This is a genomic window from Faecalibacter sp. (assembly GCF_057177045.1).
Window position 1 is genome coordinate 1,667,801 of record NZ_CM169987.1, and the last position, 22,930, is coordinate 1,690,730.

Consider the following 22,930-nt stretch of genomic DNA (forward strand, 5'->3'; position numbering starts at 1 on the left):
TAGTCCAACAAATATATTAATTAAAATGTTTAAAAAAGGACTTGGTCGCTAATTCAAACATTGCTCGATCTCCAGATGTATCACCAAATGCAATGACCTCATCATACAGTGATAAATCGACTTCTTTTTCGATTCTAATTTTCTTTTGTTCGTTGTTGCAATTTTCTGAAGCAAATTTACCTGTAAAATATCCTTGTTCATCAAATTCTGCTTCAGTACAAATCAATCCCATTCCATAATAATCTGCAAATGGTTGCAACCAAAAATTAACAGATGCTGAAACAATGAATTTATCATGATAATTACTTACGGATTTAATATATTCATCTGCTTTAGGATGAATAATTAATGGATAATTTTTCTCAAAATAACGATTAGATAAACTTTGTATTTCGTGATAGGATTTCCCTTTTAAAAAACGTGCAATAAATTTTTCTTTTATTCGCCCTGGTTCTGCTAATTTTAATTTTGCTAAAATGAATAAAGGGAAGAAAATTAGAAAATATTTATTATAATGGTTCGGAAAACTAAATTTTAAAAAATCGAATAAAGAATCTTTCGTCGTCAACGTTCCATCAAAATCGAATAAATATAATTTACGATTCATTACATTTTTAATTTTTTAAAAATAAATTCAGGAATATTACGAATAATCATCATAATTCCCCACCATACAAAAGTTACATACACAATATTACGTTTCTTTTTATATGCTTTATATATAATATTTGCCGCTTGAGCAGGTTGAGCAGTCAAAGGTTTTGGTGTTTGGATATCAGCTGTCATTTCTGTATCCATAAAACCTGGTATCACCGTCATGACATGCACTTTCTTATGATACAAATAGTTTCTTAGTCCTGATAAATATGCCGTGAAACCTGCTTTGGCTGATCCGTAGATAAAATTGCTTTGTCTTCCTCTTTCACCAGCTACAGAACTTAATGCAATGATAGTACCTTTACCCTTTACTTCCATTTTTTGAGCAAAGAAATTGATTAAGTGAATTAATTTTGAATAATTAATTTCAACAATTCGTATTGTATTATTCAAATCATATAATCCTTCTTCTGAATTTTTTCCTAAAAACCCAGATGCACAGAACAATAAATCAGATTCAACATGTGCAATGGCATCGAAATTATTATTTTTCGTTAAATCAAATTCAACTATTTCGCATTTCTGATCATATTTTGCTTCAATGTGTCGAGCTAATTTCATCGTTTTATCCACATTCGATGTAAATAAATACACTAATGGAAAACGTTGTCCTTCTTTCAACACTTTCTCTACAAATGCCAGAGAGATATCTGAGTTACTTCCTAATACAATCATTTTCTTTTCTATCGATTTATACGTTCGTTTTGTAAAGATTCAAATTTAGATGAATCTGTATTTTTTAAATAATCTGTTAAGCTAGGTTTAGACATCGCATCTTTGGTACGATAAATTCTTCCTCCAAATGCTTCAACAATTAAGTCTAAATTCTCAATTAACTTTTTCAAATCCTTATTCACTTTAAAATCTAGCGCTAAAGTGTATCCAGGCTTTGGAAAAGAATTGTATGCTTTGGGATTATTTTCTCCAAATAATTTTAGAACAACTAAGAACGAGCCATTTCCACTCTCTGCAATTGTTCGAAGAATTTCTCTCATTCCTTCTAACCCGTTTTCTTTTGGAATCACAAATTGGTATTGAATAAATCCATTCTTTCCATAAATTCGATTCCAATTATGCACCATGTCCAATGGATAGAAGAATTGATCATAATCCACAAAATTTTGGACATGCTTCTTCACTTGTTTATTAAAGTACAACCAATTAAAAATTTTAATTGACCATGGATTTAAAACAAAATTGGGGAAGAAGAATGGAATATTAAGTTTTGGTTTCTTTTTAATTTTTAATGGATTCTTCTTTATTTTCTCGGGAACCTCATCCAATGTAGCATGTTCTCCACGCAACATAATCGATTTCCCTAAAGCTTCTCCTTTTTGTAAACAATCTAACCATGCTACTGTGTAAGTCCATGATTCAGATTCCTCAAACAATTGAAAGATTTCATCAAGGTTTTTAGCTTGGATGGCTTCATTTCTGATATAAGCTGTTTCAATTTTTGTTAATAAAAATCGAGCCGATAAAATAACTCCTGTAAGACCCATTCCTCCAATCGTCGACCAAAATAAATCAGCATTCATATCACGAGAACATCTTAAAACTTCTCCATTCTCGATCATTAAATCAAAATAGACAACATGTTCTGAAAAACATCCATCCACATGATGATTCTTACCATGTACATCTGAAGCAATAGCCCCTCCCACCGTGATAAACTTGGTACCCGGTGTTACAGTTATAAAGTAACCTGCTGGGACAGATACTTCTAAAATATCCGATAATAATACACCCGCTTCCACTTCGATGTATCCACGCTCACGATCAAATTCGATAAATTTATTCCATCGACGAGTGGATACAACATCGTTTTGTAATGAAGCATCTCCATAACATCTCCCATTTCCTCTGGCAATTAATTTATTTGTTGATGCTATAGCTTCTTTAAATTCTTCTATAGATTGAGGTTCATATTCATTCGTACGAATCGAAGGATACAATCCCCAATTGGCTATATTTTTTGATTTATTGATTCTCATGATTTAAAATAAATTAGTAAGAAATAGGAAATTCCCCACATCACAATTAAGATTTGAAGAAAAACATCTTTAAATATTAATTTGGTTGGTGATTCTGTTCTCTGAAATACAAATGTTTGTTGCAAATACCGTAGAACACCCGCAAATACGAATACAAAAGTATAGATGATGTAATGATGAAATTTAAGTTGAGTTTCTGTCGAAAGAATAAACATTAAATAACATACAATGGTTACCGTACATGTAATAACTAGTGCAGCATTAACAAAGGGTTCATTATATCCATCCAAAGATTTTCGAGTTTCCCCCGTTAACTCGCTATTAATTAATTCACCTCTTCTTTTCCCTAGCGCTAAAATTAAAGCTAATGTAAAAATAAGTAAGATCGTCCAGTCTGAAATCACAATTCCAGTGATATACCCCCCGACAAAAACCCTCATCAAAAATCCTGTGGCAATAATCATGACATCAAGGATGGCAATTTGTTTTAATTTAAACGAGTAAGCAATGTTTAATAAAAAATATGCCAATAAAATTATCCCGACTTTATAATTGTCTAACAAGACTGTCCCAATCAGTGATATCCCTACTAGAGAAGCGAATAGTACTTTCGCATTGGACTTAGAAACTGTTCCGGCAGCTAATGGTCTAAACTTTTTCTCAGGATGTCTTTTATCTTTTTCGATATCTACATAATCATTAACAATGTAAATACTACTCGCTACAAAGCTAAATAGAATAAATCCTAAAAACGATTGAAAGACTAAATCGGTATGAAAGAAATGACCTGAGAAAAAAACAGGGATAAAAACGAATAAATTTTTAACCCATTGTTTTACTCTTATAAGTTTTAGGTATTGGTTCATTTAGGCTTTTATTTTGGTATAAGTTAGGCTCAAAGGATATATAATAATCGACAAAAGTTTAAATGATTTTAACTCTTTATTAATCACACACAGGTTTCTTTTATTTAAAATCGAATATACTTGATACCCTATTAAATTTCTTATTAATGCTTTGGGATACTTCCATAATTGATTTCTGTATGAATTTAAAAACGATTTATGACCTTCCATTAAACCTAAGTAAGATGAAGGTTTTACACGATCATTAGACATTGAAGCTAAATCATTTTCGTCTTGATAGTAAATTCTGATTTTATCGTTGACAAACTTAGATTTCTCTCCATTTCCATCATATTGATTAAAAAATATTTTTTGTGGTGCATATTTCCCTTTAAACATTTCGTAATCAAATTTTTTCAGATAATCTAAATATTTTGATGTACAAAAAATTGTGTGCTTATCTCCTCTGACTTTGTATTTATATCTCATCTCCAAAATAGAGCCTGAAAAATTGTTTGGAAATAATGTTCCTACTAGTTCACCATTCGGAAATTGAGAATTAAAGGTTGCTGAAATATATGATTCATCTAATTGAGAAATCACATTATACATTTTCTCCAACCCCTCAATGATATATGCGTCATCTGAATCTAAAATTGTAAAATATGGTGATTTTACTTTTTTAATCCCTTCAAATACGGTATAAAATTTTTTTGCGTTATTATTCCAATAATATTCAATATCAATAATTTTCTCTTCTATGAACGTTTGCACCAACTCTTTTGTATTATCTGTCGATCCATCATCCATAATAATCCATTTAAAATCTTTAAACGTTTGATTTTTTAATGAATCATAAACTCTTGTTAATGTATGTGCACGATTAAATGTAGGAGTTACTATAGTGATTTTAGCTTCTCTCATTTTCTAGTTTTAGTTGATATTGTTGTTCGAAAACTGCTGTTATTTGACGATAAATTTCATTCTCATCAAATTTTTGTGGTGCATTTAATGTTCCATCAATAATTTTTTCAACCAATTCAGGATGAGTTAAAAATGATTTCATAGCTTCATACATTTCATCTTCATTATACTGTATTAAAATACCATCAACACCATCTTCTATCATTTCAGAAATTCCACCAACATTTGTAGAGATAATAGGTTTGTTCATACACATTACCTCTCCAATTACTAATGGATATGATTCGGATTGCGTAGGTAAAATAAAATAATCAGACGCTTTGATATAAGGATAAGGATTAGTTTGAGTGTCTAACAATAAAAATGATTCTTCCACATTTAATTCTTTCCGTTGCTGAATCAAATTGTTCATTTCACTTCCTCCTCCTATTACAGCTATCTTATGTTGATACCCATCATCTAATAATCGTTTATGTACTTTCATTAAGGTATGATATCCCTTACGTGTATGTAATCGCCCCATCGAGGAAAAAACAGGCAAATCAGTGTTATAATTATAATCAAATAAATCTGCTTTCGGTAAGATTTCTTTGATTTTTATCACATTATAGATAACTGTACTTTTAGGATAAGTTACTTGATATAGATCATCAATTACTTGTCGTGTTTGCTTAGATCCAAAAATCATGAAATCAAAACGTTTCATTTTTTCAATTCTACTCAATACACGATTTTTATCTTTATCATATCCAACATCAGAATGAAACCAACCTATTTTACGGGATTTCTTATTCGGTGAGTTTAATACCATATCGAATTCGGCATATCCTGGAGAAACCTCTATATCATATTTTTCTGGAACTTTTAATGCATACAATAATGAAGGAAAACGATCATAAATTTCTAACTTGATCCTTCTCCATGCTAATTGTAATTTTTGAAGATAAAAGTTAGAACTCATTTGCTCTTTTCCTTTTTCTACCACAATTAATTTTATATCCTTTGGAATATCTTTAACCAATTCTCCCTGATATAAATTTAGCATCAGCGTGAAGTCGAACTTGTCTTTGGGTAAATTTCGAAGTAAATCAAGAACTACTCGTGGTACTCCTCCCATTTCTAAAGAGCGAAGACGAAATAATACTTTGATTTTTTTGTTGGCTTGGGCTGTTTTCATTAGATTCTAAGTTAAGCAAAAATACTAATGTTTTAGTAATTACTAAATCTCATTATTGGATTATATATTTAATTTTTAATTAATTTTGTATCATGTTCAAAATTGGTCAAAAAGTTAAGGTTTTAGATGATGACATCAGTGGAGTAATTACAAAAGTAAAAGGTGATTATGTCTATTTTGATGATGAATTTGGTTTTGAATATGAATATTTACAATCAGATCTTATTAAAGATATTGAAATTGATTACGACGATTACAAAGACATCGAAATAAAAGAAGTGACGAAAGCTGTTTTTAAAACATTCCGAAAATCACATCGTCATCCTTACGTTACAAGAGAAGTTGATTTGCATATCGAAAATTTGGTAGACAATTGGAAGGAGTTGGATACCGCCCAAATTTTACAAACGCAATTAGATGTAGCTCGAAATGAGATTGAACGTGCTATGCTCGAGAGTCAAATCCGATTGATTCTTATCCATGGTTATGGTAAAGGAGTATTAAAAAAAGAGTTAACTGAACTATTATATCGTTACACCAACATTGAATTTTACGATGCATCATTTAAAGATTATCATGGAGATGCTATTGAAGTCAAATATATATAAACAAAAACCCAAACAAAATGTTTGGGTTTTTATATTCTATGAATTGGCATTTTTAATAAACGCCATTAAATCAAAATAATTTTGAGGTACTATTCCATGTCCGGATCTATACTCATGATATTCGTTTTTAATCCCTAACTCATTTAATAAATTCTCTCCTAAACGAGCAGCTTCAATTGGCAAAATCACATCTTCAGCACCATGAGAAACAAAGAAATTTAACTTTGAAAAATCATTAGTTCTATCAAAGTCGCCAATTATCTGATGCTCAGGATAACCACTTAAAATCATAACATTTTTAACCTTGTCTGGAAAATTTAACGCAATCGAATAACTCAAAATTGCTCCTTGACTGAAACCTGCAAGGAAAACATTTTCAGCATCTAAATTTTCTTGTGCGACAATCTGATCAATAAACCCTACTAGTGCATCACGTGATTCAATGGCTTGATCGGTATTCATATATTTTTCATTATTTTCAAAACTAATGTCATACCATGCATACCCACCATACATTAGATCATACCTTGCTCTTACAGCAATCACATGTGCTATCTCTGGTAAATCATTTGCAAAACTAAATAAGTCTTCCTCATGACTTCCATAGCCATGAATCAACAAAAATAATTGAGGTTTATCTGTAACAACTGTTGGTTTACGTTCAATATATTTTATTCCGTTAAGTTCTTTCATCAAATTGTTTTGTTATTAATTCTTGTAAAAATAACAATCTCTAACTGAAATAAAAAAGGTCAACACTTTAGCGCTAACCTTTATCTTATTTTAAACTTCTATATGTCCCCAATTTTCTCCGGATTTGATACGATACAATTGCATTTCACTTATCCCAAATTGCTTCGCAATAATTTTTAATCGTGTCTTACGATTGGGATCATTGATCATTTTTTTGATTCGTATGACTTGTGTAGAAGTTAATTTATTCCCATCCATTTTCTTACGCGTATTCTGCGATTTTATTTTCCCTTCTTCATACAAAGGACTATTCATAAAATGATTGGTAAATTCTTCTTTTGTCGCCCAAAATAGATTTGTTGCTTGACAATTATCTTTTTTATAGTCTTTATGAAGTAAGTATGTTTGTTCTGCTGATGGTTCAGGTAAAAAGTTTTCAGCAACCATTCGAGAAAACATTTTTGAGTAATTTTTTGTTTTACCATTTTCTACTGATTTGTATCGAAACACCTTGTATCCATTCGTTTCAGAACCTTTCAGTAAATGACCGTCTTCAAAATTCTCTGTAAATCGGATTAATCTTCCATAGTTGGATATTGCGTATCTACTTTTTTGATTCCCTTCTAATGTTAATTCTTTAAACTTTTCTCCTACTAATATACTCAACATGCTACTACTCCTTAATCTTACTATAATTTTTCTTTCAATGGGCTGCAAATTTTATACCACCTCTTCTAAAAACCTTCAAAAACTCCTAGTCCGAACAATGCAAAATCGTACTTCACGGGATCATTTGCATCCAATATTCTTAATTGAATATCCAACTCTTTTAATGCTTTCGCATCATTTTGTTTCCTTTTCAACAATCCTAATTTACGAGCTACATTTCCAGAATGCACATCTAAAGGGCAAGATAATTTTGAAGTAGAAATTGATTTCCATAATCCTAAATCTACACCATTAGCGTCATTCCTTACCATCCAACGTAAAAACATGTTAATTCGCTTTGCAGCCGAATTATTTAATGGATCTGATACATGTTTTTTCGTACGCTCTAAAGGATCTATTTCAAAGAATATGGTTTTTAATTTTGAGATCGCTTCTTGCATCGAGTCTTCGGATTGATATTTCGTGAATACCCCCTCTAATCCGTCATGATTTTGATAAATGTTTTTTAAGCTTATAACAAAGTATTTAAAATCTTCTGCATTAAATGTTCGATGTACAAACCCATCGAATTTATCTAAATCATGATTCGAATGATTCATTACAAAATCAAATGGCGAATTCCCCATCAAATTCATCATTTTATGCGCATTGTTAATAATCATTTTTCGATTTCCCCAAGCAATTGTTGAAGCTAGAAATCCAGCAATTTCCTGATCTTCTTTCAAGTGAAATAAATGCGGTATTTGGACAGGATCCGTATCAATAAATTCGAATGTGTTGTATTGATAAACTTTTTCGTCTAAAAAATCTTTTAACTCTTTAGCCGTCATTTATCGAATACTTTCAGATTGAAAAAAACCATCATGCATCACCAATTTGCGATCTGTTAGTCCCGCTAATTCTTCATTGTGTGTTACAATCACAAAAGTTTGTCCGAATTCTTCACGTAATTTAAAAAACAAATCATGTAGTTCTTCTGCATTTTTAGAATCTAAATTTCCAGAAGGTTCATCAGCAAAAACAACTTTTGGTTGATTAATTAATGCACGAGCTACAGCTACACGCTGCTGTTCTCCTCCTGAAAGTTGATTTGGTTTATGAGTCAAACGATGAGACAATCCTAAATACTGCATCAATTCTTTCGCACGTTTTTCCGCCTCTGCTTTATTCGTCTTACGTATAAACGCGGGAATACAAATATTTTCTAAGGCATTAAATTCAGGCAATAATTGATGAAATTGAAAAATAAATCCAATATTTTCGTTTCTGAATTTGGATAATTCTCGATCCGATAATTTTGTCACATCCTGACCATTTATTAAAATTTCAGTCTGATGTTGTTTTGGTTCAGAACTTTTTTCTAAAGTTCCTAATATTTGTAATAATGTAGTTTTACCTGCACCTGAAGCTCCAACAATCGAAACTACTTCTCGTTCAGCGATTTCTAACGAAACTCCCTTAAGAACTTCCAAATCACCGTATTTTTTGACAATATTCGTTGCTTTAATCATGATGATGTAAATATAAGAAACTATTCAGTAACTATCATTTTTAATGGTTTAGACACATATTTTGAAATTAAATTGGGTGGTGTAATTCCGATATAAAGCGAATATGTTCCTTTTTCTAAAATAGTTTTAAAGTTTGATTTTAATGAAATCTCATCTTGTTCAATGGATTCAACATTTAATTCTATAGGTAATACTTCAACAATATTATATTGTTGTTCTTTCGTAATAAAAAATTCTAAGCGATAATTTTGGTGCTGAATTAAATCCCAATCTATTTCGGATAGTTTAACTTCAACTTGATGATGTGCATTTTTTATAACCTCAATTTTATCTGTTATCTCATAACTATCAATTTTTATCACTTCTCCCTTCATTTGATGAATTGGATGATAATTTTCAATTTTATTCACAAAATATTCTTTTCCCTTAAGTCCCTCGAAACTGACGAAAGATTTTGACCAAGGTGTAACATAATTAAAAGACTTATTCAATAATCTTTCATCGTCCCATAGGGAAAACTGACTATTTCTATTTCCAAGTGTACGATACACCACGCCTCTTTTATCCCGATTATAAAATTGGAAAATTGACGCTTCTTGATATTTTTCAAATGCCACAATATCTTCTGTGACTAAATTTCCTGCTAACTCCCCAAAATTCTTTGTTTCATACAATGGTGATAAACTTGGAATCATTATAATAACACGAACGATAAAAATAAGTCCAATTGTTAGACCGCCTGTAATCATCCATGACTTTGTTTTTTGAACATCTGAATAACTCCAATACAATAATAATCCACATGCTATGTAACTAATCAATAACCATTGCGCTTGTGTCGTATCTTTTAAAGTAGAAAACAAAAAGAAGAAAAATGGACCAATAGCTAACCAAAAAACAGATCGTTTAAATGCATCTGAACGGTCAACAACTCGTATTGATTTTAATGTATGATATACTAATAATCCTGTTGCACCAAAAAGGGCCGTTACGATATAAATAAAAGGTTGTGTCCAACTAAATTTCTGTTCTGCGCTTCGATCTATAAAGTGATAAGACAATGGCGGAAAGTCATTTTCATAAAGCCAATAAAAATGTGGCCCATACAAAACTAATGAGATTAATATTGCAAAGTAAAAGCTAGGTTTCTTATATAAACTTGAAAGTATAGGGATTAATGTAAAAATTAGAACCAAGATTCCATGGTATTTACTATACATTAATCCTGCAAAACCTATCGACAATAATGCGGTGTTGATTATTGAACTATCTTTAATAAATCGCTTTAAACTATATAAATAGAAAATCGTGAAAAATAACAATGGTGCATCAGGTGTAGAAACCCAAGAAAAGATTTGAACAAAAATTAAACTAAAGTAAACCACCAAAAATGTATTGATCTGATTTTTCGATTTTGGAGATAGAATTTTCCACATCAATAAAGCTGAAATTGTATTCATTATGATTGTTATGAATCGTAATCCGATTTCACCGTCAAAGAATAAATCTGATAGCTTAATCCATGTTGCAATCATTGGTGGATGATCAAAATATCCTGCATCAAGTCGTAAACTCCACATCCAATAATATGCTTCATCATCAATTACTGGTGTACAAATACCCTGAACTAAATTCAGGATAAAAACGATCGCTAAAAAGATTTTTAGATTCATTGTCAATAGTTCTAGAAGCACAAACTTAAAATATATTTTATCATTTTTGAGGCAATATTTCCTTCAAAATCTTAATTAATTGTATAATTTAACCTTGACCTGATAAAATTAATCTCTCAAAATTTAGAATACCTCAACAATTATTCTATTTTTGTAACTGAAAAATCAAAAAAAATGAATCTTCACGAATATCAAGGAAAAGAAATTCTTAGTAAATATGGTGTGAGAGTTCAACGTGGAATTGTTGCAACTACACCAGAAGAAGCTGTTGAAGCCGCTAAAAAATTAACAGAAGAAACCGGAACAGGATGGCATGTTGTGAAAGCTCAAATTCACGCAGGTGGTCGTGGTAAAGGTGGAGGTGTTAAACTTGCCAAAAACTTAGACGAGGTAAAAGAGAAAGCAAACGAGATTATCGGAATGCAATTAATTACTCCTCAAACTTCTGCTGAAGGTAAAAAGGTTCATCAAGTATTTATTGCTGAAGATGTTTATTACCCAGGAGAATCTCAAACAGAAGAGTACTATGTATCTGTATTATTAGATCGTGCTACAGGTAAAAATATGATTATGTATTCTACTGAAGGTGGAATGGATATTGAAGAAGTTGCAGAATCTACACCAGATAAAATTTTTACAGAAGAAATTGACCCTACAGTTGGTATCCAAGGATTCCAAGCACGTAAAATTGCTTTCAACTTAGGATTATCAGGAAATGCATTCAAAGAAGGAGTAAAATTCATCACTGCATTATATGACGCATATGTATCTATTGATGCATCTATGTTCGAAATTAACCCAGTTTTAAAAACATCAGACGATAAAATCATCGCAGTTGATGCTAAAGTAACTTTAGATGACAACGCTTTATTCCGTCACCCAGACATTGCTGCTTTACGTGATACACGCGAAGAAGACCCAACAGAAGTTGAAGCAGGTGAAGCGGGATTAAATTTCGTTAAGTTAGATGGTAACGTTGGATGTATGGTAAATGGTGCCGGATTAGCAATGGCTACAATGGATATCATCAAATTATCTGGAGGAAACCCAGCAAACTTTTTAGATGTTGGAGGTACTGCAGATGCTGAACGTGTTGAAAAAGCTTTCCGCATCATCTTAAAAGATGAAAATGTAGAAGCGATTTTAGTCAACATTTTTGGTGGAATTGTACGTTGTGATCGTGTTGCACAAGGTATTTTAGATGCTTACAAAAACATGGGTGACGCCATTAAAGTTCCAATCATCGTTCGTTTACAAGGAACAAACGCTGAAGTAGCTAAACAAATGATCGACGATTCAGGATTACAAGTTCATTCAGCTATCACATTACAAGATGCTGCAAACAAAGTAAAAGAATTAGTTGCTTAATCATATCCTTAAAAAAAGTCTTTCAGAATTCTGAAAGACTTTTTTTTTGATGTAATTATAGAAATATCCCATACCAATGACAGTATGGGATATTTTATTCGTTATGATTTTTAGATATCATCAAAATCGATATTGGTAAACGATTCGATCCCTTTTACGGGCTCGTCCTCTTCTACAGTTTTATATTTCTTTGCATCAAAATCTTTTTGATGACGCTCCGAAATGACCTCTTCCCCTTTATTTTGAAAAACATATTGCGTTGTTTCGTCTAATAAATCTTTGAAGCTTTCAAAATCTTCTTTATATAAATAGATTTTGTGTTTCTTATAGAAGAAATTTCCATCTTCTGAAGTGTTCTTTTTACTCTCTGTGATTGTTAAATAGTAATCACCAGCTCTCGTTTCTCTTACATCAAAAAAATAGGTACGTCTTCCGGCTCTTAAAACCTTGGAGAATATCCCATCAGCTTCCATTTTTTCTTGGTTTTCATAATCGTTCATATGGCTTAATAGAGTTTAATTTGTTAAAAGTTTCCTAACAAAACTAAAAAAAAATCTGAATAAACCATTAAACTTTAGTATTAAACTCCAAAAAAATAATGAAAAAACAATTAATGCACATCCATCACTTGTTTATTAAAGAGTTCATAATAATTTCCTTTAATATTTAATAATTCTTCATGAGTACCCGATTCTACGATTTTACCTTCATCTAGATAAATGATATGATCTGCATTTTTAGCAGAAGATACACGGTGAGTAATTATAATAGAAGTCTTAGCATCAAAATCGGATGCTAAGTTATTTAAGATCGTTTCTTCTGTTTCGGTATCTACAGCGGATAAACTATCATCAAAAATTAACACATTAGGATTATTAACTAATGCACGAGCTATAGAAATACGCTGTTTTTGACCACCAGATAATGTCACTCCTCGTTCACCTACAACTGTATCATATTTTTCCTTAAATCCTTCGATATTGTTCGCAACCGCAGCTTTATGAGCAAACTGTTTTGCTACTTCTACATTTTCTTGATCCGATCCAAATAAAATATTATTGGTTAAAGAATCTGAAAATAAAAATGCTTCTTGTGGAACATATCCTATTTGCTTGCGTATAGATGAAACGCTTACATCATGAATATGATGTCCATCAAAATAGATTTCACCAGAAGTTGGCTCTAATAAACGTGCGATTAACAAAGCGATGGTCGATTTACCTGATCCTGTACTTCCTAAAATAGCTAATGTCTCTCCTTTTTTAATTTTAAAGGAAATATTTTTTAAAGCCGTGATACCTGTATTTTCGTAAGTATATGTCACATTACTAAACTCAATCTCCCCTTGAACATCAATATGATTTTCGGGTTGATCTTTAATTTCTGATTTAAAATCTAAGAACTCATTAATACGAGCCATTGAAGCTTCTGCTCGTTGTACTACTGTTGTAATCCATCCTAACGAAGTAAAAGGCCAAATCAACATATTAAGATACAAGAAAAATTCGGCAATTGCACCAATATCTAAATCTCCTTGAATGTATTTTAAACCTCCTAAGTAAAGAATAATTAAATTTGAAATACCTACAACGACTACCATTAATGGACCAAAAGCGGCTTGAATTTGAGAAAGATGCAAGGCACGTTTTTGATATTCTTCGGCCTCTAAAGCATAATTATCTTTTACATTCTGTTCTGTATTGAATGATTTAATAACACGAATACCTGCAAAAGTATCTTGTACAGAGGAAGAAATAGTTGATTGTTGTTGTTGAACACGTTTACTGCGTTGATTGATTCGATTAGCTACGTTATAAATCAAAAAAGACAACACAGGAAGAGGTAATAATGTATACAATGTTAAATCCGTATCCACACGCGACATAAAATATCCGATAATAGCAACGCGGGAAACTAAATCTACAGGATACATTATCCCAGGACCTAAATACATTCTCACCAAAGAAACATCCTCAGTAATGCGATTCATCAAATCTCCCGTTTTATTCTTTTTATAAAACGAAAGCGACAAGTATTGATAATGTTTATAGATTTTATTCTTTAAATCAAATTCTATTAATCGAGAAGTCACTATAATCATTTGACGTGTTCCTACGGTAAGTGCTCCTCCAAGAACCTTAAATCCAAGAAATGCAAATGAGGCATACATTAAACCTGTTTTTAAAGAATCAAGAGTTAATTCAGTGCTTGATCCAAAATTGGCCAACAATTCCTCTACTGTATTGACAGCATGACGAATAAATGTAACGGAATAGACTTGTACAAAATTTGCACATATCGTAAAAAGGAAACCTAATAATAGCCTCCATTTATACTTCCATAAAAAAATATTTAGTTTCTGTAACGATTTCACAAAACAAATTTACATCTTTTTGCTTACCTTTGCACTCTTAATAGACGTTATATCATTGAAATTATGTTGGGAAGAAGACAACTCCGCGAAAAAGTAATGCAAAGTGTTTATGCATACAACAGTTTAGGAACGGATGGTGAAGAGAGATTGGTTGAAAAAAACTTGATGAAAGGAATCGACCATATCTACGATTTATACATCTACTTATTAAACTTAGTGAAAGTACAACAAGAAATTGCTTCAAACAAGATTGAACTTGCTAAAAACAAAAACTTTCCAACTGCAGAAGATTTAAATCCAAACATGAAGTTTGTGAATAACAAGATGTTCAAAATTTTAAATGAAAATATTGAATTATCTCGTTATACTCAAGATCACAAAATGTATGATTGGGATATCTACGATACTTACCCTAATAACATCTACAATAAATTAATCGAAAGCGATTTATATAAAAATTATATGAATAGCGGAATAAATTCTTTCGAAGAGGATCAAGAATTTATCTTAAACTTCTTTGTAGAATTTATTGCTGAATATGAAGATTTACACGATTGGTTTGAAGGAATTCAATTAAACTGGGCCGATGATTTATACATCGCCAATTCAATGACGCATACAACATTAAAATCTTTCCGTGCTAGCTCTACACCTTTGATTAGTTTATTCAAGGTATATAAAGATATGGATGACAAAAAATTTACAGAAGAATTATTCCGTAAATCTGTTCGTCACCAAACTGAAATTAGAAAAATGATTGAAGATAAAGCAAGCAATTGGGAACTTGATCGTATTGCTACTATCGACTTAGTCATTTTACAATTAGCAATTACGGAGTTTTTATATTTTCCAAATATTCCCGCTAAAGTAACAATAAACGAATATATCGAATTAGCTAAAAATTATTCTACAGAAAAATCTAAGATTTTCGTTAACGGGATTTTAGACAAAGTTTTAAAGGAATTAAAAGAAAACAACAATTTACCTAAATACGGTAGAGGTTTATTATAATAGTTTAGATTTTTTATTAATTTTGAGAAACATATTTTATCAAAAGAATGAAAACTAACGTATTTATATTAGGAGCATTTGCTTTATTATTCGCAACAGTATCTTGTAAAAAAGAGTCTGCAACAGATTTATACACTGAGGAGGAAGTAGCACAACAAGCAGAAAGTGTTGTTGATCCTGCTACAGCGCCCGTTATGAAATTGGCTGAAGCATCACACGATTTTGGAGATGTAAAAGCAAATGAAAAAGTACAAGCATATGTTAAATTTACCAACGAAGGTAAATCACCATTAATTATCCAAGACGCACAAGCAACTTGTGGATGTACAGTTCCAGAATTTCCTAAAAATCCAATTGCAGTAGGAACTACAGATTCGATCAAAGTAGAATATACTGCTGGGAATATGAATGGGAAACAACAAAAAACAGTGACTTTAAAAACAAATACAGTTAACGGTACTGAACAATTTAATATCACTGCAAATGTTGTAGGAGCTTCTGAAGCACCACAATCTGCTCAACAAGCATTTGGACAATAATTTTTAAAATTATAAAATGATTCAAACTATATTTTTACAAGCGGGTCAAGGTGGATATATGTCTATCTTAATGCTTGGTGGAATGTTCGCGATCATGTATTTTTTCATGATCCTTCCACAAAAAAAGAAAGCAAATAAAGAAAAAGCTTTTCAAGCAGAATTAAAACGTGGAACACAAGTCGTAACAACGGCAGGAATTCACGGTAGAATTAATGAAATTTTCGACGATGCAGTAGTTATTGAAACTGGTGCCGGGAAAATTAGATTTGAGAAAGCTGCTATTTCAAGAGACTTAACAGAAGCGCGCTACGGGATTAAATCAGAAGCGAAACAAGTTGAGAAAACAGAAGAAGAAAAGAAATAATAAATCTTTCATAAAATTTATGATGCCGAGGGTTTTAACCTCGGCATTTTATTTTAAATTCAATTCATGAAAATCAACAAACCTAAAATTATTGGAATTACAGGCGGTATCGGTTCTGGGAAAACAACTGCTGCTAAATATTTTGAAGCATTAGGATTTCCATTGTATAATTCGGACCAACGCGCACGAATGATACAAAATAATAATCCTGAAGTAATACAAGCCATCAAAAATGTATTTGGAGATGAATCCTATACTTCTGAAGGAATGAATAGGCCATATATTGCATCCAAAACATTTAAAGACAAAGAATTGCTTCAGCAACTAAACGCCATTGTACACCCTGCAGTTTTCAAAGATTTTAAGGATTGGATTGAACAACAAAATACAGATTTCGTGATCAAAGAAGCTGCAATTTTAATTGAAAGTGGTAGCTATAAAGAATGTGATTTAATTATTTCAGTCATTGCTGATCAAGAAATACGAATCAATCGAACAATTGAAAGAGATGGTTTAACACGTGAGCAAGTTGAAGCTCGAATGAAAAATCAATTATCAGACGAAGAAAGAAAAGAGTATTCGGATTATATTATTGATAATAGTCAAGATTTAATGCACTTGCAACAACAGGTCAAAAATCTTGCAGCTATAATCAAAAAACAACATTAATTTTGAATGTGAATTAAAACGACATGAGAAAAGGGTTTTACAAGGTCTTAATCGCCATCATGAGTATTGCGCTAATTGGATTGATGATTATACAATTCTATTGGCTTAATCTTACCTTTAGGTCTGGTTTAGAAAATTTTAATACCAGTGTTTATCAGGCGATGAATGCCACAACAGCTAAGATTAACAAATACGAAGTTGAAAAATATTATTACAAATTAGATAATGTTAATAATGATTTAAAAGCAAGTGTAGACAAACCACAAGCATTTACATCTCAAATCATCAAAGATTCGTTAGGCGTTACTTATGCTTATGTGACAAAATTTGTCATTGAAAAATCAATGGTTCCGATTTCTGGAGTGTATAATGACAGTTTAACAAAAGCCAATATTTATACGCAAGAAAAAGTGTATAAAATCGATAAAGATTCAGCCTCAAAAGGTATAGGAAATTTAAATTTAAACCTTGAGGAATCATTACGCGACGGAACATATACAATCGAAAATATGGCACGTTGGGACGCTGGGACTACTCCTTTGGATAAGCGTATATCTTATAAAATGCTAGATTCAATCTTTACGAAAGAATTGCATCGTTTTGGAATTAAGGCGACTCCACGACTAGGCGTGATCACCAAAGACTCATTATTAACGAATATAAAATCAGAAAATTTTAAAGAAAAAAATATCAAATTTACTGTACCTTTATTCTATGATAAAGATGATCATGCGGAATACAATTTAACCGCTTATTTTCCGGATCAAAATTATGTCATTTTGGGAGACGTGATACCGATTGTATCACTAACATTCATCCTTACCATGATTATTGTAACGGTTTTTGCTTTGGCAATTTACTACATGCAAATGCAACGTCGAATTTCTGAAATCAAAACCGATTTTATCAATAACATGACTCATGAGTTTAAGACTCCTATCGCTACCATTAATATTGCTTCAGATGCTTTAAAAAATGCAAAAATAATTTCTGAGCCTGATAAAGTTAAATATTATGCAGACTTAATTAAGCAAGAAAATAAACGAATGAATACGCATGTTGAAATGGTATTGCGTATGGCTAAATTAGAACGAAACCAAATGGATCTTAATATAGAGGATGTAAATATGAATGGAATCGTTCAGAAAAGTATTGAGCCCATACGTTTTATTGTTGAAGAGAGAAATGGTACAATATTTGAAGAATACAATGCGGATAAGGTTTTTGTAGAAGGTGATCCTTTCCATTTGGAAAACATCATCATTAATATTTTAGATAATGCTCGTAAATACTCTACAGGTAAACCACAAATCAAAGTAAAAACATACAATACAGACAAACACTTTGTTGTAGAAGTTGCCGACAAAGGAATTGGAATGTCTCCAAATGTATTGAAAAAAATATTTGAACAATTTTATAGAGAAGAAACAGGAAATGTACATAATGTAAAGGGACATGGACTAGGTTTAGCATATGTTAAAAAAATTGTCCAACTTCATCATGGTGAAGTGGTCGCTGAAAGTGAACCTGGAAAAGGGAGTACTTTCTACATTAAGATTCCTTTAAAATCATAGATCAATGAGTGATAAACAAAAATTACTTTTAGTAGAAGATGATCCTAGCTTTGGAAGTGTATTAAAGGATTATTTAGTAATAAATGATTTCGACGTGACTCACGCAATCGACGGAGAGGATGGTCTTACAAAATTCAAGGAAAGTGATTATGATTTATGTATCTTGGATGTAATGATGCCTAAAAAGGACGGATTTACATTAGGGAAAGAAATCAAAGAGTTGAAAAGTGAGCAACCAATCATCTTTTTAACTGCAAAAAATATGCGTGAAGATGTATTGAATGGATATAAAATCGGAGCAGATGACTACGTTTTAAAACCATTTGATTCTGAAGTTTTATTGTATAAAATAAAAGCGGTCTTACAACGCAATTCTGGAGAAGAAGAAAAATTTGAGCAAGACGACTTCAAAATTGGTCGTTTTAATTTCAATGCGAAGTTGAGACAATTAATTTATGATGGAAAATCGCAAAAGCTTTCTCCAAAAGAAAATGAATTATTACGTTTATTAGCAATTTACAAAAACGATTTAATGCCTCGTGAGATTGCATTAACACGTATTTGGCACGATGACAATTATTTTACATCACGTTCAATGGATGTATATATTGCGAAATTACGTAAGTATCTTAAAAAAGATCCAGCTGTTGAGATTGTGAATATCCACGGTGAAGGATTCAGATTATTAGTACAAGAATAAAATCTGATATTATAATAAAAAAACCTCAACTAATGTTGAGGTTTTTTTTATGTTTGTGTAAGCAACTAAACTTAGAAAATGAAAAATACCAATGACATTCATATAAAAAAACTTCAAAATAAAATTTATACTTGTTTAGATTCTTTAATTGACGCCGATTATTCTTTAATTGATATACCTGATCATAATAACATAGGGGATAATCTTATTTGGGAGGGTGAATTAGATTATCTATCTCGTTTAAAATATAAAAAATTATATGAAACAAACTGTTGGTTATTCCGAGATAAAGATTTACCAAATAGTAGTATCATATTAATTCATGGAGGCGGCAACTTTGGGGATTTATATAAGGAATCACAAGATTTAAAAATTCATTTAATTGAGAAATATATAGATCGAAAAATAATTATTTTCCCTCAAAGTATTCATTATAATGATATGGAATTTTTTAAAAGAGATATTCATATCATTAAAAATCATCCTAATTTACATATATGTGTGAGAGATAAAGAATCTTATGACTTACTTATAACAAATGGATTAGAAAATATCTATTTATTGCCAGACATGGCCTTTTGTATTGATTTTAGCAAATACGAGATTAATCCAATTCATAACAATAAAAAATTATTGATGAAAAGAAAGGATAAAGAATTAAGTTCGTATGATACAATGAATGAAGTTATTGAACAAAATCCAGGTATAGAAATATTGGATTGGCCAACATTTAACATTTCAAAGAATAAACATCGTATTGAATATAGAAAAGAAAGATACAACAGAATTTTGTCAAAAAAAATTATTTCTAATCCAATACTTAATAAATTTGTAGATAAAAGGTTTGGCTTAAAACCTAGAAATCAAAGAGAAAAATACATCTTAATAGGTATTAATTTTTTGAATCAATTTAATACTATATATACTACAAGATTACATGGATTAATTTTAGCTGTTTTATTGGATAAGAATGTTGTTATTATAGATAATAAACATAAAAAACTATCAAGATTCTATAAATCATGGTTGCAAGATTTTAAAAATGTTAAAATCATTAATTAACATTTACATCTTGTTTTATGTATTGTTCTTTAAATTTATTTGTCCAATTATTCCATAAATTTGAAGAACAATTTTCTAAATTTTCACTATTTAAAATTTTTATAATTCTTTCAGCATTTATATCTTTTGGTAAATCTGAAATTACATCTAATTCATTATTTAGCCACTTTTCATTTAATATATAATTAAATTTATTAATGTCAAAATTAATCCCATAATGTTCATGGTAGGAAGTGGTTGCAGAACTTTGAAATGTAGTGTTCATTACTAATCGTTTAATTTTCCCATATAGAAAATGATTGGATTTATTTTTATGATACCATATAGATGCATTAATTAATTGCTCAGTTTCATCAACTTTTTTATCTAAAGTCGACCATACATGTAACCAATATTTTTTTTCATAAATTCCCATTAATAATGCATTAAGAATCCAATATTCTTTTTTAGTATTTTCATTTACTATTCCTAATCTGTATAAAATCGAAAATAGTTTAAATTTATTTTTCAAAATGGAATTCATTAAGAGTCTATTTCCTGTAATTAATTTTGGTTTAATGAACTGTACATCATCCTCTTCTCTAATAATTGAACTCAGTATTGGTCTATTCGAAATCCATCCTATCTTTATCAAAGATGTTTTATATTTCCTCATTGTATTAACAATAAGATCTAAATCAATTTCTTTTGTAAACCATACATCGTCCTCAGTCATTAATATATAATCACCAGATTCTTTCACTGCATTTTTCCATTCAGAGATTGGAATCTCAAATCCATTTATTAATTTTCCTGAAAGTAAATTCTCCTCTATAGCTTTTACTTTTTTATTATAATTATAAGACTTTTTAATTTTTACTTGTGGATATTTTTCCAAGATTTTATTAAGATATTTTTGAGGAGTACCATCATCTACAATTACAATATTATAAGTACCATTTACTTTATCGATTATAGAATATAAACAGCGATCTAAATAATGAGGTCGATTAAAAGATTTAATTATTATTGTTGTCATAACTTAACTTTCTTAAAAAGATATATTGCAATTTTTGAGTATAATTTTCTTAATTCTGAAATATTAAATATTTTAAATACTAAATCGTTTATATTAAATTTATTTAATACTTCAGAATAATTAGCTGAATTATATTTTATAGCAATCCATAAAATCTTACGTTTATCTGATTGAGTTAAACAATTTTCTAAATATCTATTTAGTAATTGTAATTCATCATTTGAATCCATGTATTTTCTTGATAAATATGAATCTCTAGAAGCCTCCATACCGATCAATAACTTTAATTTATTTGTACTTCTTGAAATAGATTGATTTAGTATTCGATATTTAATTAAACTTTCGGATAAATTTTCAAAAATAAATCCTTTCGATAAATGCTGCAAATGAAAATCGAAATCTTCACATCCAATAAAATTCTCACGATAACGTATTGATGTTTTTCTAAACATTAAAGTTGGATGAAACATTGGATTAGTATAATTGAATTGTCTTACAATATTCACAAATCCAATAGTAGCATTTTTCTTATATAAAAATTTACCCGATTCATCAATCAAATCCATTGAATTCCCAACCATAAATACACGTGGATTTTTAGATAAATACTGTATTTGTATTTCGAATCTATTAGGATAGCAAATATCATCAGCATCCATTCTAGCAATTAGTTCACCTTTACTTATATTTAGACCTATATTTAAATTTTCAACAAAGCCTTTAAAACCTTTGTTTTCAGTTTTTTCGATTAAAACAATTCTTTCATCATTAAATGACTTAATTAAATTTAAAGATCCATCTGTTGAAGCATCATCTATAATAATAAACTCAAAGTCTTTATAAGTCTGATTTAAAATCGATTCAATCGATTCAGATAAATAATCTTCTGCATTATAAACAGACATAATTACAGATAAATAAGGCTTTGATTTAATCATTGATTATATTTATTTGTTGATTTTGTTGATTAATAATAATAGAATAAGAAGGAACATCTTTATATATTACGCATCCTGCACCAATTATAACGTTGTCTCCAATCGTTACCCCTTTAAGCACAACAACATTTGATCCTAACCAGCAATTTTCACCAATTGTAATTGGAGCTGTAGTAAAATCTTTATGATAAACTTGATGTGTATCATATTTATGATTATGATCATACAATCTCACATTTTCACCAAATAATGTATTTTTACCAATTGTCACTTTTTCAAGAACATTTATTGAACAACCATTATTAAAGAAAACTCTATCTTCAATAATGAGTTCAGCATTTTTCCCAACTGTGACATTAAAAAAATTTCGAATATCTATTTGATCTCCTAGTGTTATCTTTGAAGATGCATGTATTATAGTAGTAGTGTAATTTCCTAATTTGAAATTATTACCTACTTTTACATTTGAATGTGAAAGAAATTTCAATTTATTAAACTTTAATTGAATTCTATTCATCAATTTTATGAAGGAATTTATCATAGATTTAAATTGTTATGGTAA

At 30.2% G+C, this 22,930-nt stretch carries 25 protein-coding genes; 9 read left to right on the plus strand and 16 right to left on the minus strand.

Going from position 1 to position 22,930, the window contains the following annotated elements; translation table 11 throughout:
• Positions 1-16 precede the first annotated feature (16 nt).
• The 6 genes from AC1QSP_RS07770 to AC1QSP_RS07795 are packed head-to-tail and all read right to left on the minus strand — an operon-like array spanning position 17 to position 5,597.
• On the minus strand, positions 17-607 hold the full coding sequence (locus tag AC1QSP_RS07770) for an HAD-IB family hydrolase (protein ID WP_484078217.1): 591 nt from the start codon (positions 605-607) through the stop codon (positions 17-19).
• Positions 607-1,332, minus strand: a complete 726-nt coding sequence (locus AC1QSP_RS07775; RefSeq protein ID WP_484078218.1) for an SDR family NAD(P)-dependent oxidoreductase — start codon at positions 1,330-1,332, stop codon at positions 607-609. Before AC1QSP_RS07775 ends, AC1QSP_RS07770 begins: the two co-directional genes overlap by 1 nt.
• 8 nt (positions 1,333-1,340) lie before the next feature.
• The gene (locus tag AC1QSP_RS07780) at positions 1,341-2,651 is read right to left on the minus strand and encodes an FAD-binding oxidoreductase (RefSeq protein WP_484078219.1); all 1,311 of its coding nucleotides are present in this window, start codon (positions 2,649-2,651) and stop codon (positions 1,341-1,343) included.
• A complete protein-coding gene (locus AC1QSP_RS07785; protein WP_484078220.1) occupies positions 2,648-3,517 on the minus strand; it encodes a UbiA prenyltransferase family protein in 870 nt (289 codons plus the stop codon). Before AC1QSP_RS07785 ends, AC1QSP_RS07780 begins: the two co-directional genes overlap by 4 nt.
• Positions 3,518-4,420: a glycosyltransferase family 2 protein gene (locus AC1QSP_RS07790; RefSeq protein WP_484078221.1), complete on the minus strand. Its 903-nt coding sequence runs from the start codon at positions 4,418-4,420 to the stop codon at positions 3,518-3,520.
• Positions 4,407-5,597: a glycosyltransferase gene (locus AC1QSP_RS07795; protein ID WP_484078222.1), complete on the minus strand. Its 1,191-nt coding sequence runs from the start codon at positions 5,595-5,597 to the stop codon at positions 4,407-4,409. The genes AC1QSP_RS07790 and AC1QSP_RS07795 overlap by 14 nt, the downstream gene beginning before the upstream one ends.
• A 92-nt stretch (positions 5,598-5,689) precedes the next feature.
• Between AC1QSP_RS07795 and AC1QSP_RS07800 the strand changes: the two genes are divergently transcribed.
• Positions 5,690-6,205, plus strand: coding sequence for a hypothetical protein (locus AC1QSP_RS07800; protein ID WP_484078223.1), 516 nt, complete (start codon positions 5,690-5,692; stop codon positions 6,203-6,205).
• Between the two features lie 36 nt (positions 6,206-6,241).
• On the opposite strand, the gene AC1QSP_RS07805 is transcribed toward AC1QSP_RS07800, so the two are convergent.
• From AC1QSP_RS07805 to AC1QSP_RS07825, 5 genes are all read right to left on the minus strand, one after another.
• Positions 6,242-6,898, minus strand: a complete 657-nt coding sequence (locus AC1QSP_RS07805; RefSeq protein WP_484078224.1) for an alpha/beta hydrolase — start codon at positions 6,896-6,898, stop codon at positions 6,242-6,244.
• A gap of 90 nt (positions 6,899-6,988) precedes the next feature.
• Positions 6,989-7,567 carry an NUMOD4 domain-containing protein gene (locus AC1QSP_RS07810; RefSeq protein WP_322971855.1) on the minus strand — a complete coding sequence of 193 codons (579 nt, stop codon included), beginning with the start codon at positions 7,565-7,567 and terminating at the stop codon, positions 6,989-6,991.
• Positions 7,568-7,632: 65 nt separating this feature from the next.
• Positions 7,633-8,397: a TIGR02757 family protein gene (locus tag AC1QSP_RS07815; RefSeq protein WP_484078225.1), complete on the minus strand. Its 765-nt coding sequence runs from the start codon at positions 8,395-8,397 to the stop codon at positions 7,633-7,635.
• Positions 8,398-9,078 (minus strand): ABC transporter ATP-binding protein, encoded by a 681-nt coding sequence (locus AC1QSP_RS07820; protein WP_322971853.1) that lies wholly within the window; start codon positions 9,076-9,078, stop codon positions 8,398-8,400.
• Positions 9,079-9,098: 20 nt separating this feature from the next.
• On the minus strand, positions 9,099-10,751 hold the full coding sequence (locus AC1QSP_RS07825; RefSeq protein ID WP_484078226.1) for an ArnT family glycosyltransferase: 1,653 nt from the start codon (positions 10,749-10,751) through the stop codon (positions 9,099-9,101).
• A gap of 174 nt (positions 10,752-10,925) precedes the next feature.
• Here AC1QSP_RS07825 and sucC point away from each other — a divergent pair, with 174 nt between their 5' ends.
• Positions 10,926-12,119, plus strand: a complete 1,194-nt coding sequence (gene sucC / locus AC1QSP_RS07830; RefSeq protein WP_322971851.1) for an ADP-forming succinate--CoA ligase subunit beta — start codon at positions 10,926-10,928, stop codon at positions 12,117-12,119.
• 110 nt (positions 12,120-12,229) lie between these two features.
• Here the strand turns inward: sucC and AC1QSP_RS07835 are convergent, their stop codons facing one another.
• On the minus strand, positions 12,230-12,619 hold the full coding sequence (locus AC1QSP_RS07835; RefSeq protein WP_484078227.1) for a PUR family DNA/RNA-binding protein: 390 nt from the start codon (positions 12,617-12,619) through the stop codon (positions 12,230-12,232).
• Positions 12,620-12,729: 110 nt separating this feature from the next.
• Positions 12,730-14,493 carry an ABC transporter ATP-binding protein gene (locus AC1QSP_RS07840; protein WP_484078228.1) on the minus strand — a complete coding sequence of 588 codons (1,764 nt, stop codon included), beginning with the start codon at positions 14,491-14,493 and terminating at the stop codon, positions 12,730-12,732.
• Positions 14,494-14,556: 63 nt separating this feature from the next.
• On the opposite strand from AC1QSP_RS07840, the gene nusB reads away from it, so the two are divergent.
• The 7 genes from nusB to AC1QSP_RS07875 all read left to right on the plus strand — a co-directional run bounded on the left by nusB (position 14,557) and on the right by AC1QSP_RS07875 (position 20,412).
• Positions 14,557-15,504 carry a transcription antitermination factor NusB gene (gene nusB, locus AC1QSP_RS07845; RefSeq protein ID WP_484078229.1) on the plus strand — a complete coding sequence of 316 codons (948 nt, stop codon included), beginning with the start codon at positions 14,557-14,559 and terminating at the stop codon, positions 15,502-15,504.
• A gap of 47 nt (positions 15,505-15,551) precedes the next feature.
• Entirely contained in the window at positions 15,552-16,043 is a 492-nt protein-coding gene (locus tag AC1QSP_RS07850) for a DUF1573 domain-containing protein (protein WP_484078230.1), read from the plus strand.
• 16 nt (positions 16,044-16,059) lie between these two features.
• Positions 16,060-16,407 (plus strand): preprotein translocase subunit YajC, encoded by a 348-nt coding sequence (gene yajC / locus AC1QSP_RS07855; RefSeq protein ID WP_322971844.1) that lies wholly within the window; start codon positions 16,060-16,062, stop codon positions 16,405-16,407.
• Between the two features lie 66 nt (positions 16,408-16,473).
• Positions 16,474-17,076 (plus strand): dephospho-CoA kinase, encoded by a 603-nt coding sequence (coaE, locus tag AC1QSP_RS07860; protein ID WP_484078231.1) that lies wholly within the window; start codon positions 16,474-16,476, stop codon positions 17,074-17,076.
• Between the two features lie 23 nt (positions 17,077-17,099).
• Positions 17,100-18,650 (plus strand): sensor histidine kinase, encoded by a 1,551-nt coding sequence (locus AC1QSP_RS07865; protein ID WP_322971842.1) that lies wholly within the window; start codon positions 17,100-17,102, stop codon positions 18,648-18,650.
• A gap of 4 nt (positions 18,651-18,654) precedes the next feature.
• Positions 18,655-19,350 carry a response regulator transcription factor gene (locus AC1QSP_RS07870; protein ID WP_322971841.1) on the plus strand — a complete coding sequence of 232 codons (696 nt, stop codon included), beginning with the start codon at positions 18,655-18,657 and terminating at the stop codon, positions 19,348-19,350.
• Between the two features lie 78 nt (positions 19,351-19,428).
• Positions 19,429-20,412 carry a polysaccharide pyruvyl transferase family protein gene (locus tag AC1QSP_RS07875; protein ID WP_484078232.1) on the plus strand — a complete coding sequence of 328 codons (984 nt, stop codon included), beginning with the start codon at positions 19,429-19,431 and terminating at the stop codon, positions 20,410-20,412.
• On the opposite strand, the gene AC1QSP_RS07880 is transcribed toward AC1QSP_RS07875, so the two are convergent.
• The 3 genes from AC1QSP_RS07880 to AC1QSP_RS07890 are packed head-to-tail and all read right to left on the minus strand — an operon-like array spanning position 20,405 to position 22,885.
• Entirely contained in the window at positions 20,405-21,430 is a 1,026-nt protein-coding gene (locus tag AC1QSP_RS07880) for a glycosyltransferase (protein WP_484078233.1), read from the minus strand. The genes AC1QSP_RS07875 and AC1QSP_RS07880 overlap by 8 nt on opposite strands.
• Positions 21,427-22,368: a glycosyltransferase family 2 protein gene (locus AC1QSP_RS07885; RefSeq protein WP_484078234.1), complete on the minus strand. Its 942-nt coding sequence runs from the start codon at positions 22,366-22,368 to the stop codon at positions 21,427-21,429. Before AC1QSP_RS07885 ends, AC1QSP_RS07880 begins: the two co-directional genes overlap by 4 nt.
• A complete protein-coding gene (locus AC1QSP_RS07890; protein ID WP_484078235.1) occupies positions 22,361-22,885 on the minus strand; it encodes an acyltransferase in 525 nt (174 codons plus the stop codon). The genes AC1QSP_RS07885 and AC1QSP_RS07890 overlap by 8 nt, the downstream gene beginning before the upstream one ends.
• Between the last annotated feature and the right edge of the window lie 45 nt (positions 22,886-22,930).